Annotated in this window: 15 protein-coding genes; 1 reads left to right on the top strand and 14 read right to left on the bottom strand. The window is 51.7% G+C overall.

Annotation, left to right across the window (positions count from 1 at the left end):
* Positions 1-65: 65 nt before the first annotated feature.
* The 14 genes from KP22_RS01140 to seqA all read right to left on the bottom strand — a co-directional run bounded on the left by KP22_RS01140 (position 66) and on the right by seqA (position 11,716).
* Positions 66-488, bottom strand: a complete 423-nt coding sequence (locus KP22_RS01140) for a hypothetical protein (protein WP_039321878.1) — start codon at positions 486-488, stop codon at positions 66-68.
* Positions 489-491: 3 nt separating this feature from the next.
* Entirely contained in the window at positions 492-1,064 is a 573-nt protein-coding gene (locus KP22_RS01135; protein WP_244879993.1) for a hypothetical protein, read from the bottom strand.
* A 6-nt stretch (positions 1,065-1,070) separates the two neighbouring features.
* The gene (locus tag KP22_RS22860; RefSeq protein ID WP_280513115.1) at positions 1,071-1,202 is read right to left on the bottom strand and encodes a hypothetical protein; all 132 of its coding nucleotides are present in this window, start codon (positions 1,200-1,202) and stop codon (positions 1,071-1,073) included.
* A 42-nt stretch (positions 1,203-1,244) separates the two neighbouring features.
* Positions 1,245-2,036 carry an endonuclease VIII gene (gene nei, locus KP22_RS01130; protein WP_039321877.1) on the bottom strand — a complete coding sequence of 264 codons (792 nt, stop codon included), beginning with the start codon at positions 2,034-2,036 and terminating at the stop codon, positions 1,245-1,247.
* Between the two features lie 53 nt (positions 2,037-2,089).
* Positions 2,090-2,737, bottom strand: a complete 648-nt coding sequence (pcp, locus tag KP22_RS01125) for a pyroglutamyl-peptidase I (protein ID WP_039321874.1) — start codon at positions 2,735-2,737, stop codon at positions 2,090-2,092.
* A 28-nt stretch (positions 2,738-2,765) separates the two neighbouring features.
* A complete protein-coding gene (gene pxpA, locus KP22_RS01120) occupies positions 2,766-3,503 on the bottom strand; it encodes a 5-oxoprolinase subunit PxpA (RefSeq protein WP_039321871.1) in 738 nt (245 codons plus the stop codon).
* On the bottom strand, positions 3,493-4,437 hold the full coding sequence (gene pxpC / locus KP22_RS01115) for a 5-oxoprolinase subunit PxpC (RefSeq protein ID WP_039321867.1): 945 nt from the start codon (positions 4,435-4,437) through the stop codon (positions 3,493-3,495). Before pxpC ends, pxpA begins: the two co-directional genes overlap by 11 nt.
* Positions 4,431-5,087 carry a 5-oxoprolinase subunit PxpB gene (pxpB, locus tag KP22_RS01110; protein WP_039321864.1) on the bottom strand — a complete coding sequence of 219 codons (657 nt, stop codon included), beginning with the start codon at positions 5,085-5,087 and terminating at the stop codon, positions 4,431-4,433. The genes pxpC and pxpB overlap by 7 nt, the downstream gene beginning before the upstream one ends.
* Positions 5,088-5,243: 156 nt before the next feature.
* Complete coding sequence (locus KP22_RS01105) at positions 5,244-5,987, bottom strand: type 2 GTP cyclohydrolase I (RefSeq protein ID WP_039302049.1); 744 nt, start codon at positions 5,985-5,987, stop codon at positions 5,244-5,246.
* Positions 5,980-7,473: a deoxyribodipyrimidine photo-lyase gene (phrB, locus tag KP22_RS01100; RefSeq protein WP_039321861.1), complete on the bottom strand. Its 1,494-nt coding sequence runs from the start codon at positions 7,471-7,473 to the stop codon at positions 5,980-5,982. Before phrB ends, KP22_RS01105 begins: the two co-directional genes overlap by 8 nt.
* Before the next feature lie 20 nt (positions 7,474-7,493).
* Positions 7,494-8,453, bottom strand: a complete 960-nt coding sequence (locus KP22_RS01095; RefSeq protein WP_039302042.1) for a YbgA family protein — start codon at positions 8,451-8,453, stop codon at positions 7,494-7,496.
* A gap of 279 nt (positions 8,454-8,732) precedes the next feature.
* A complete protein-coding gene (locus tag KP22_RS01090) occupies positions 8,733-8,939 on the bottom strand; it encodes a YbfA family protein (protein WP_039321858.1) in 207 nt (68 codons plus the stop codon).
* 417 nt (positions 8,940-9,356) lie between these two features.
* Positions 9,357-11,000 carry a phosphoglucomutase (alpha-D-glucose-1,6-bisphosphate-dependent) gene (gene pgm / locus KP22_RS01085; protein ID WP_039321855.1) on the bottom strand — a complete coding sequence of 548 codons (1,644 nt, stop codon included), beginning with the start codon at positions 10,998-11,000 and terminating at the stop codon, positions 9,357-9,359.
* Between the two features lie 176 nt (positions 11,001-11,176).
* Positions 11,177-11,716 (bottom strand): replication initiation negative regulator SeqA, encoded by a 540-nt coding sequence (gene seqA, locus KP22_RS01080; protein ID WP_039302034.1) that lies wholly within the window; start codon positions 11,714-11,716, stop codon positions 11,177-11,179.
* Between the two features lie 251 nt (positions 11,717-11,967).
* On the opposite strand from seqA, the gene ybfF reads away from it, so the two are divergent.
* The gene (ybfF, locus tag KP22_RS01075; protein WP_039321852.1) at positions 11,968-12,735 is read left to right on the top strand and encodes an esterase; all 768 of its coding nucleotides are present in this window, start codon (positions 11,968-11,970) and stop codon (positions 12,733-12,735) included.
* The last annotated feature ends 37 nt before the right edge of the window (positions 12,736-12,772 follow it).

Genomic DNA, 12,772 nt, shown 5'->3' with positions numbered 1-12,772 from the left:
CGGCCTTTGTTGTTTGTACCCAACGCTGATTTTCAATGAAGATTGAAGTACGTTAATCAGCGCAGCTAGTAATGAAATACTTTAGTAAGGTAAACCTGTTTAGCGTCTTTATTAACCCAGATATAAAAGGTTGCATCTTCAATTTCGGCTCTTTTTTTCCACACTTCTTCCACCCCTTCTTTCTGTTTCTGCTGCTCATATCCTAATGTTGTAAGGTACGTTTTTAGCGGAGTAGCATCAGAAGTGTTATTAAAAATAATGGCGTTTGATGGTGCATAGCCATCACCAGGCACGTATTCAAAAGCATAATTGCCCGATATTCTTGGGGCGCTACGGATATCTTCATCGGTGAACGCATAGTAGGTAAAATACTCACTTTCAGTATACGTTCTTATCTCCGTAGACCCCGATACCACAATAAATACAAATAACATCCCAACCATTGCCGCTGGAATCAAAAGCAGTAATAGATATTTGATTACTTTCATGCCCTAACTCTTCCTTCCACCTTTGGGCTTGTTAAATTCAAGAGTTATACCATCATCCGTTAGAATGTTAACTATGCCAGAAGTAAAGTCATTCCATGGGCGAACCCAAGTCATAAAGTGAGGTAAATTCGCTATATAAGGTGTATGTCTTACACAAGCATCTTGCGGATCGGGAAAAATAATAGGGCGAAAACCTTTATTCTTATGGGAGCCAATAGCACCATAAAAATCCCAACGTCTCATCGCTGCATCACGGCTTACTGGGCGGACACGATAAGAGTATTGGCCTGAAATTAATGTGCGATAAAATCCCAAAAGGTCTGAAACCAAATCCTCACCACTGAATCCACTGTCGGTATACCATGAGAATAGATCATATTGCTGTTTTTCAAATCGAGGGGCGATATTCATAAGCATAGCAAGCATGATGCTATTGATATCTTCTCTGCTTCTCCCACTCTTGATTTCCCATCGAGTGAATTTTCCTATACCAAGATTATTACCAAATTTTTTGTAGCGCATATCCTGACGATACATAACGTGATAACTGTTTTCTCCAGAGCTTTCGCCAGCCAAAAATTGCTATTTTAACTCTGCAATATCGTCTCCCCTTGCATGACCCATATCAACCCAGCCCAACACTTCAGTATAAACAATACCTGATTTGAGCATATCAAAGAGAGAACCGTCCCTAATGTCATTTCTATTACTCATACGAAATCCTTTTCAATTAATCTAAAAGCTGCACAGCACCCTTTAACTCTGGCAGTGCGGGCACCAATAGAACGGGCGTGATGACAGCATCATTCTTTCAATAGTTCTACCACAGCGCTCACAGCGTTCCCCTTCACGATGGAAAACCTTGAACGAAAAAATCGCCCCGTGATGCCGATCCTCATCCACGGTGCCGCGCGTGTTGTAGGACAACCGAGGGATATCCAGCAGCGCTCGACTTAACGTTTGCAACTGTTCCTCATTCAACTGCGAGGCCGTATGCTGCGGTGCCAGCTGTGCCTGCCACAGAATCTCGACGCGCAGATAATTCCCCAGCCCCGCGAGAAAAGCCTGATCCAACAACAGCCCGCTGAACTGACGACGACGAAAACGCGGTAATAACAAACGCTCACACACTTGTTCTGGCGTCAGAGAAAGATCCAATACATCCGGCCCAATACGTTGCAGGAAAGGATGCGTCGTGAGTGCCTCCCGCGTCAGCATTTCAATATCCGATGCGCTGTAAAGCAGAATGGCACGCTCCTGCGTCTCCAGCCGGACACGTAAATCCCGCTTCGTTTCCGGCGACTCTCCGGCATTCACCACGCGCCACACCCCATACAGTTGGTTATGGCTATACAGCACCCGATCGTGGCTAAAATAGGTCAGCAGCGCCTTCCCGCGCGTTTCAATCTGCCTGACCTGCTGCCCAACCAATTCTGTTTCGTACTGCTTCAATTCTGGAAACGCAAACCAAACGCGCGTCAGCGTTTTTCCCACGACGGCCTCAACCAGCTTATCGGCCGCCCGGCGAATTTCCGGCCCTTCCGGCATACTCTAACTACTCCCTGAAAATCAGACGCTCTGCAACTGAGCGATTCGCTAAATTAATGTAATGCCCCGCCAGTGACCGCCACATCAACCTGCTGCACCAGCGACTGCTTGATCATCACTTCCAGCGCCGCTGTGACCAACGGCGTTGGCATGCTCGGTTCGCCGGGGTGTCGTGCAGCCTGTTCTGGTGAATACGGAATATGAACAAATCCGCCGCGAACCACATCACCCTGCTGGTGCAACTGGTGTAACAGCCCGTACATTACGTGATTGCAGACAAACGTACCTGCGGTTTGCGACACCGAAGCTGGAATTCCCGCCACGCGTAATGCCTGAACCAGCGCCTTTACCGGCAGCGTCGAGAAATACGCCGCTGGCCCTTTTTCCACTACGGGCGTATCAATTGGCTGGTTACCTCGGTTATCCGCAATTCGGGCATCATTAATATTAATCGCCACGCGTTCGACAGAAATATCAGCGCGCCCGCCTGCCTGCCCCACCGCGATCACCACTTCCGGCTGCCATTCGGCTATCGCACGATAAAGTTGATCCAGTGACAGATCAAAGACGCAAGATAAACGGCAAGCCACCACTCGCGCACCGCCAACTTCCCGCTGATGAAGATCTTTTACCGCTTCCCATGAGGGATTAATCGCTTCGCCCTCAAAAGGTTCAAACGCCGTGATCAAAACGGTTTTCATCTATTATCCCCGTCATACAAAACCATGATTATGCCGCAGCAACCGCTATCTGGTGCTGGCTAAAGCAGTTACGCAACTTGCGGGCAAACAGCAGCGCATGTTGTCCATCGCCGTGAATACACACGGTATCTGCTTGTACATTAACCCAGGAGCCATCGATTGCCCTCACCCGCTGACGTTGAATCATTTCCAACGTCTGTGCCAACGCCAGTTCATCGCTATTGATCAGTGCGCCAGCCTGAGTGCGGGGCACCAACGAGCCGTCAGGCTGATAGCAACGATCGGCGAACACTTCCTGACGCGTCTCTAGCCCCAACCGTTTCCCGGCGCGGATCAACTCGCTGCCCGCCAGCCCAATCAGACGTAACGTCGGATTAACGACCTTCACCGCCTTGGCTATCGCATCAGCCAGTGCTGCTTCGCTCGCAGCCTGGTTGTAAAGCATACCGTGGGGCTTAACGTGGGACAGCGTGCCCCCTTCAGCAGCGACAATCGCGCTAAGTGCACCAAGTTGATACACCATTTGCGCAAACACAATTTCCGCAGGCACATTCATCGCCTTACGACCAAAATTTTCACGGTCGGGAAAGCTGGGGTGTGCACCAAGCGCAACGCCATAGCCAATTCCCCAGCGTACTGACTGACGCATGGTTTGCGCATCACCCGCGTGAAACCCGCAGGCGATATTGGCCGATGTCACCAGCTTCAGCAGCGCTTCGTCATGCTCTCCCCCCTCGCCCAGATCGGCATTGAGATCAATAATCATGCAGCCTCCACGCCAGTTGTTCGAGATAACGCCGTTGTTCGTCTGCGGCTTTTTGCGCCTGAGCCTGCGTACAGTAAATAAAATGTATCGGTTCACCGAGTCGGATTTGTGCCAGATTGAACAAATCTGCCTCGATCACGCTCGCAATACGCGGGTAACCGCCGGTTGTCTGGGCATCCGCCAGCAGAACAATAGGGTGGCCGTTATGTGGAACCTGCACCACGCCCGGTAGTAGACCATGTGATGGCAGCTCACGGGGTTTATTGCCTGACGATGTGGTGCGCAGCAGCTCTGCTCCCAGCAAACGGTAACCCATACGATTACTCTGAGGGCTCAACTGCCAGGCGGTTCGCCAGAACAACTCCTGCATCTCTTCACTGAACTCCTGATACTCCGGCCCCGGCAATGCCCGCACGCGGTTACTAAATAATAACTGCTTAATACCAATTTCTCGTGTCGGTTCACGAGTCGGCGTCCCCAATGGAAGCTCATCGCCATCCATGAGTAAACGGCCGTCAAAACCACCAAATCCGGCTTTCAAATCGGTACTACGCGAACCCAGTACTTCTGGCACATTCACACCGCCAGACAGCGCCAGATAGCTACGCATTCCGTTACGCGGCATACGCATTATCAACGTTTGACCTGGCTTCACAGCGAAACACCAGCCAGTCCAGAGCGGCTTTCCATCCAGCTCGGCATGACAGTCCGCACCAGTTAACGCCACCCAGCAAGCCACCGTGAACGTTGCGGTGAACTTGCCCAGTGTAATTTCCAATGCAGCGGCATTCTCCTCGTTGCCCACTAGCAGGTTAGCCATTTTCAGGGCAGGCAGATCGAGCGCACCTGACTGGCTGATTCCCAAACGACGAAAACCGACGCGACCACCATCCTGCACCGAAGTATGCAATCCGGCATGGATAACTTTCAGCATACGCCCTCCTTCTGTGGCAGAAACCGAACGTTATCTCCGGGGCGCAACAGCGTTGGCGGCATCGTTTGTGGATTAAATAGCCTCAATGAGGTGCGGCCAATCAACTGCCAGCCGCCCGGCGTTGCCAGCGGATAAATCCCCGTCTGTGCACCACCAATCCCGACCGATCCCGCAGGCACACGCAGGCGGGGTTCAGCGCGACGCGGCATATGTAATTTCTCATTTAATCCACCGAGGTAGGCAAATCCCGGTTGGAAACCCAAAAAGTAGACCTTGTACTGTGCTGCCGCATGCGCTTCCACAACCTGGCTCACCGTCAAGCCACTGTGAGCGGCTACCTCTGCCAGATCCGGCCCTGCCTCTCCACCATAAATGACAGGAATGTCGATATCTCGTGGGTCAAACACGAGCGATTCGCTTTCTTCCCACCAGCTCTGCAAGCGCTCAATCGCATCCAACGCCACCTGTTGCGGATGCGCCAACAGCACCGTCAGATTGTTCATGCCCGGAATCACTTCCAGCACCTCTTCATGGTGATTCAAGCGCTCGGTAAGCCCCCATATCCGCTGCTGGCTCTCCAGCGACATTGGCGGTTCCAGCTCCAGTACGACAGCCCTCTCGCCCAGAAGATAACACCGTGCTCGTTGCAATCTTTCCTCCTGAATCACGTTTTATCCGTCATGGTGAACATGGCTAAATGATTAGCGTTGCTTACTGATATGTTTTCTTCTCAAAAGCCAAGCAATAACGATGCCAATATGTAAAAAACGCCATCATTCATGTGCTATACCGATACTTTCAGCCCATCAAGCCGGGTTAGGAATATCAATAAACGTCACATCAAAACCATGTTGCGCCACCAGCCATTCCCCCAACGCGCGGATACCACCACGCTCGGTGGCATGGTGTCCGGCAGCGAAGAAGTGCAGCCCCATCTCGCGAGCGATATGGATAGTTTGCTCAGACACTTCACCAGTAATAAAGGCATCGACCCCGAATCGGGCTGCTTGCTCAATAAACCCCTGACCGCCGCCAGTGCACCAGGCCACACGCTGTATCTGTTGCGGTGCATTATCCCCACAATGCAGCACCGCACGCCCGAGTCGCTTTTCTACACGGCGGCAAAACGCATCTGCCGTCATGGGTTGCGCCAGTTCGCCATACGGCACGAGAGGTTCGATCATGCCCAGCACCTGAATTTCCAGCAGCGCCGCCAGCTGTGCGTTGTTCCCTAATTCCGGGTGTGCATCTAACGGCAGGTGATAGCCGTACAGGTTGATATCGTTAAGCAGCAGCGTTTTCAGTCTGTTACGCTTCATGCCACAAACAATCTGCGGTTCGTTTTTCCAAAAATAGCCGTGATGAACCAGAATCGCATCGGCCTGCTTCTCTACCGCAGCATCCAGCAGCGCCTGTGAGGCGGTGACGCCCGTCACAATGCGTTTTACTTCTGCACGCCCCTCGACCTGTAAACCGTTAGGCGCGTAGTCCTGAAACATTCCCGTATTCAGTTTCTCGTTAATGACGCTTTCCAGTTCCGTATTACGCATACTTACCTTTCTCTTCTCGATCGTTATTCGCCATACCAATATGCTTTGCCGCTTCAAACGCCGCCAGCGTATCCTGACGAGCAATTTTGTGGTCAACGATGGGTAGCGGATAGTTCAGCTCAACGTGTTGTTTATCAGCCCAACGATGGGGCTGATGAATATCGTTATCCGGCACCGCGGCCAATTCGGGTAGCCAGTGACGAATAAACTGGCCGTCGGGATCGAAACGCTCCCCCTGAGTGGTCGGATTAAAAATACGAAAATAAGGTGCCGCATCGGTACCCGTCGAGGCTGCCCACTGCCAGCCGCCGTTATTCGCCGCCAAATCGCCATCCAGTAACTGCGACATAAAGTAACGCTCGCCTTCACGCCAATCGATCAGCAAATCTTTGACGAGAAAACTGGCGCAGATCATACGCAGTCGATTATGCATCCACCCCGTTTCATTCAGTTGACGCATCGCCGCATCCACAATTGGGTAGCCAGTTTTGCCCTGTTGCCAGGCGGTTAAATACTCCGGTGCTTCCCGCCACTTCACCCACTGCGTCCACGCGGTAAACGGACGGTGTTTACACAACTGTGGCCAGGAGACGATCAGGTGACGGTAGAATTCACGCCAGACCAGCTCGTTAAACCAGGTAAATGCCCCGCCCTCACGCCGTTCCAGCATCTCTGGACATTCAGCATGCAGGCGGTTAAAACATTGGCGCGGCGATATGATTCCAAGAGCCAGATACGGAGACAGTTTACTGGTGCCGGGTTGCGCCGGGAAATCTCGCTGTTGATCGTAATCCTGCACCTGCTCGCGGCAAAAACGGCGTAACTGCTGCAATGCAGCACGCTCACCGCAGGGGAAATCCTCGCTATCTACCTCGTACTGCGGATAGCTGAACGGCACTAATTCCGCCGTGTTATTGATCGGTTCACCACGGGCGTCCGGTGCGGGTACACACGTCGTCTCCGACTCCAACAGGCGCTTGATAAAAGCCTGGCGAAAGGGTGTGAATACTTTATACATCTCGCCGTTGCCCGTCAGCACACTACCCGGCGGCAGTAACAGACTGTCATGATAGCCGTGGCAAACCACGCTATCGGCCAGCCGATCTCTCACCTGCTTATCACGTAGGCGCTCATTAATTTCATACTGATGGTTGTAGAAAAGATCGGTGGCCTGCTGCTGCGCACAAAACTGCACCAGCCAGTCAACTGATGACGCAAAGTCCGCGCATTCATGGTAATGCAACTGAATACCTTTCTCAGCCAGCGCGAACTGTACCAACGTCAAATTCTCTAGCAGAAAGGCTGCCTGACGCGGTGCCATGTCGTGCTTTTCCCACTGTGCAGGCGTCGCAATAAATACAGTTAACACAGTTGCATTAGGATCCTGACAGGCCGAGTACAGCGCCAGATTATCGGTAATGCGCAGGTCATTACGCAGCCAGACTACATGTGTAACTACATGATGTGTAACTACATGCGTGGTCATGTGTTCCTCGGGCAATTAAACTAGTGTCCGTAACGCAGGCGTAATGCTTCCGGGTACGGCTCAAAGTAACGCTGCTGAGCCAGGTATGCATCGGGATATTCCGCCATATAATGTTTTAGCAACGTAATAGGTGCCAATAGCGGCTGCAAACCTTGCCGATAGCGATCGATAAGCTGCGCCAGTTCCTGCCGCTGTTGAGAATTAAGCTGACGTCGGAAGTAGCCCTGCACATGCATCAGCACATTGGTGTGATTGCGCCGCGTCGCAGGCGTCGACAACAATTTCATCAACCGTGTCCGATATTCAACAACATACTCTTCCAGCGATTCCCACTTATCGATCCCCGCAACAAACGGCCCCAACTCACGATATTCCGGTTGGGAATGCGCCAACAGCAGTAATTTATAGCGGCTATGAAAGGCGATGAGCGCACCGCGGCTCAGCCCGTTTTGCCATAGCTGATTCAGTTCATGCAGCGCATAAACGCGTTCGATGAAATTTTCCCGTAAGCCGGGATCGTGCAGACGCCCGTCTTCTTCAACCGGTAGCCAGGGCATTTGCCGCATCAGCTCCTGCGTATACAGGCCGATTCCACTTTTACGCGCATTTTTTTGCGCTTCATCGTAAATCTTCACTCGCTCCATACCGCAGCTTGGCGATTTGGCGCAAACGATATACCCACATAAATGCTCAAGCTCGCTGACTTTGTCAGCGGAAAATATCGTCATCTGCTGGGTGACATCCAGCGGAGAACCATTGCTGGCGCGCAGTGTGATGCGGTTTTCCCCTTCTCGCACCAGCCTGAGTGCCGGGCGTGGCACTGGTAAACCAATCGCCATTTCCGGGCAGACCGGTTCAAAACGAAAATAGGGGGCCAGTTGTTCAACAGCAAACGTCAAACGCTTGTGTCCGCCATCAAACCGCACGGGATTACCGAGCAGACAGGCGCTGATACCAACAGGGATGAGTTCGAGCGTCATGATTTATCCTTATACCCACCATATTTCAAGCTGCATGTGCTTTGATGACATTTTGCAACCCCTCTCATCAGCATAGCGGATTTCCCCACGATTCTGTGCAGTGGCAGCGAAGAATAAAGTAATAAATCATGAGATTGGAGAAAGATAACGGTAGAACAGGCGGGAAAGGAAAAGGGTAAACCGCGTCAAAACCTACTTAAACCGATACTTCATCGGTTCCTTTTTCGTGTTTATCTGCCAAGAATGGCAGATAAACACGAAAGACCTTACGCGCGAGCCTTAATAGAAATCGCAGGCAGCGGCTTCAGACTGCGCCATCCATACCGGTTTATCGCTGGTTTTCAGCCAGACGCGGTGTAAATAGCTGTAAAAACGCGCTCGATCGCCGCGGAACAGCATCACTGGTAACGCCAGCACGCCGATAGCAATCACGGCAGCGCGACGCAGGAGAATACGGTGCAAGGGATAAGTAGTATAAAGCGACATAACGATCCTCCTCTGGGATAAGCACTCTTTGTTCAGGAGCGCTTTTTATAACGATAAAATAAGAACTGTGATATTGGTTAAAATTTTACCGCCTTTCCTGAAAGTTTACTACTCATCGGACCAGAAAAAGATGAAATAATCGCCAATTCTTTCGCCATTACGTCATTAAGTTACAACAACGTTAAAAATAAACTTATCGTTAGTTAATTTATGGTTTTTAGATTGGATCATTATACTCCCGCGTTCTCGCCACATGTGATGCTGTCCACACCGTAGCCTCATTACCACCTCTCACACCTGCTTTTCACACCATTTTTGTACTTTTTTTACGCCCACGGACGGGAAATTTGCACCTTCTTTCCTGCGTTGTCTGACTTTCCAATATAAAAAAGGCGCTGCAAGCAGCACCTTTTTAACTCATTTGGCGCTTGCGAGTACCGCACTAACAATCTCTACCGCTTCTTTCTCGATTCGCTCGCGGTGTTCCACCCCAAGGAAACTTTCACAGTAGATCTTGTAAGCTTCTTCCGTACCGGAAGGTCGCGCAGCAAACCAGCCGTTCTCCGTCATCACTTTCAGGCCACCAATCGATGCCCCGTTGCCCGGCGCAGCGGTCAGGCGAGCCGTGATCGGGTCACCTGCCAGCGTGCTTGCCGATACCTGCTCAGGCGACAGTTTAGACAACGCAGCTTTTTGCGCATGCGTTGCTGACGCTTGAATACGGTTGTAGCTCGGCGCACCAAAGCGTTGTGCCAGCTCATCATAGTGCTGCTGAGGGTTTTTACCCGTCACGGCCGTAATTTCCGCCGCCAGCAGGCACAGGATAATCCCGTCTTTATCCGTCGACCACGGCGTGCCGTCAAAACGCAGGAAAGAAGCCCCAGCGCTTTCTTCACCGCCGAAGCCAAAGCTGCCGTCATACAGACCGTCAACGAACCATTTAAAGCCAACCGGTACTTCCACCAGCTTGCGACCCAAATCTGCCACCACGCGGTCGATCATCCCACTGGATACCAGTGTTTTGCCGACGGCAACAGATTGTCCCCACTGTGGACGATGTTGGAACAGATAATTGATCGCCACCGCCAGATAGTGGTTCGGATTCATCAGCCCCGCAGGAGTAACAATACCGTGGCGGTCATAGTCCGGATCGTTGGCAAACGCCAGATCGAATTTATCACGCAGCGCCAGCAGCCCAGCCATCGCGAATTCTGATGAGCAATCCATACGGATCACACCGTCATGATCTAGCGACATAAAGCGGAATGTCTGATCGACTGCGTCATTAACCAGCGTCAGATCCAACTTGTAATGCTCTGCGATGCGCTGCCAGTAGGCAATACCGGAACCACCCAGCGGGTCGACACCCAGTTTCAGGCCGGCACGCTGAATCGCCGCCATATCCACCACGCTAGCCAAACCTTCGACATACGCCTGAACCAGATCCTGCTCGTGGACATGCCCGCTTTGCAGCGCTTGATCCAGCGTAATGCGTTTGACGTCACGCAGTTCATCTGCCAACAGAGCATTCGCACGCGTCTCAATCACGCTGGTGAGGTTGGTATCCGCAGGGCCGCCGTTCGGTGGATTATATTTGATACCGCCATCTTCCGGCGGATTGTGGGACGGCGTAATCACAATGCCGTCCGCCAGCGCACCACCCTGACGATTGTGAACCAGAATCGCGTTAGACACCGCAGGCGTTGGGGTAAAGCCATTATCCAACTGAACGATGACATCTACACCATTGGCAGACAACACTTCCAGTACGGAAATAAAAGCAGGCTCGGAGAGCGCGTGAGTATCTTTACCGACATAGCACGGGCCGCTGATGCCCTGCTTTTTACGTTCTTCAGCAATCGCCTGCGCAATCGCCAGAATATGCGATTCATTAAAGCTATGGCGCCCCGCACTTCCGCGATGGCCAGACGTACCGAATTTCACTGCATGCGCTGTGTTACCGACTTCTGGGCGCAGCACATAATATTGCGACGTTAACTGTGCCACATTAATCAAATCGCTCTGTCGGGCTGGCTGTCCGGCCCTTGGGTGATTAGCCATTGGCGCTTCTCCCTAACGCTGTAGTTAGATAAGTGGTTAATATATCCGTCATACTTCAAGCTGCTTGTGCGTTGGCTGCCCTTACTCACCCCAGTCACTTACTTATGTAAGCTCCTGGAGACTCGTGCGGTTGCCGCCTTCACGCAACTCGAATTATTTAGGCTATAGATAAATAATTAGATAGTGCCGCACACTTTTTCTGTCTGTTCCACAGGGAACTGCATCGTCAGCATAATGTGCTCAACCATACTACGTTTACGACCGGTATTCGTGTTGGTAATCACCCAGTATGGCGTGCCTGGAATATGTTTCGGCTTGGTGTGCGTGCCATGCTGGAGCAATGTCTGTTGGTCGCCCGCGAAATAGACCCGAGTGCGGCCATGAAGAGATTCTGTCGCGGCAGCAAATTCCTGCGGCGATAAGGTATACAGCGTGGACAGAACCAGCATAAAGCGATTGATGGCCTTATTCTGTTCAGCATATTCATCCGACAGCAGCAGTTCACGCAGGGTTCTTACCCGATCGCGCGGGCTCGGTGCAGCGGCGGGCTGAGACGTCGCCGTTGTTGTGACAGCCCCTACCGCTGGCGTGGTGACAGACTGCCCAGCGGTAAATTTCAGCATGCGCCGTAAAATATCCGATGCGCTCTCACCAATATGCTGTGTGTGGCTGGCAATATAACGATAGAGCTCTTCGTCGACTTCAATAGTTTTCATCTTTATCCAGTGCTATGTTTACCCAAATCGCGCAAATTACAGAGACGCTTCCCTTCTGTAACCCGACACCTATGGGTAGATGACTCAAATCAAAAGGATTATACAGGCGTTCAAACATTATCGAACAGCGGCATAATGGGACAATATCAAAAGTCAGACTATGCCCCAATGCCTTTCATACCCCTTCAGCGACAACATTGCTTCTAAAGTCATGATAACCTAAGCCCATGTCTCTCTGAATGAACTTCACCATGAAATTGAATCATCGCTGGCAAAATGCGCACCAGCCCACAGATAAACTTCCTGTTGTCCTGATTCATGGCCTGTTTGGCACATTAGATAACCTTGGCGTATTGGGTCGGGATTTGCAAAACACACATGACATTCTGCAAATCGATTTACGCAATCACGGTTTGTCGCCGCGCTCACCGCAGATGAACTACCCCGCGATGGCGCAAGATGTGCTGGCGTTGTTGGATGAACTGAATATTGAACGCGCTATCGTTATTGGCCATTCAATGGGCGGAAAAGTCGCCATGGCGCTCAGTGCGCTCATTCCTGAACGACTGGACAAACTGGTCGCGATTGATATCGCACCGGTGGATTATCAGGTGCGCCGCCACGACACCATTTTCGCTGCGCTACATGCGGTAACGCAAGCGGGTCTGACGTCACGCACCGAAGCGACAGCACTTATGCGTCAGCATATAAAGGAAGAAGGTGTGATTCAGTTTTTGCTAAAATCCTTCCAGCAGGGAGAGTGGCGTTTTAACGTGCTGGTACTGTGGGATCAGTACGAAAATATCGTTGGCTGGCAAGAGGTTTCTGCATGGCAAGGGCCAATACTGTTCATCCGTGGCGGCGACTCCCCCTATCTGGACGATCGCTACCGTGACTCACTGCTGCGCCAATTCCCAGCCGCGCGTGCGCATGTAGTCAGCGGCGCTGGGCACTGGGTTCACTCAGAAAAACCCGATGCGGTTTTGCGCGCTATCCACCGTTTTCTGGACGCGAATTAACCAGACAGCCTTCACTCTGGTGGATTCATGGCGACGA

It is taken from the genome of Pectobacterium betavasculorum (genome assembly GCF_000749845.1).
GTDB lineage: Bacteria > Pseudomonadota > Gammaproteobacteria > Enterobacterales > Enterobacteriaceae > Pectobacterium > Pectobacterium betavasculorum.
The sequence above is the reverse complement of the archived record's forward strand: the minus strand, read 5'-3'. Positions and strand labels throughout refer to the sequence as shown.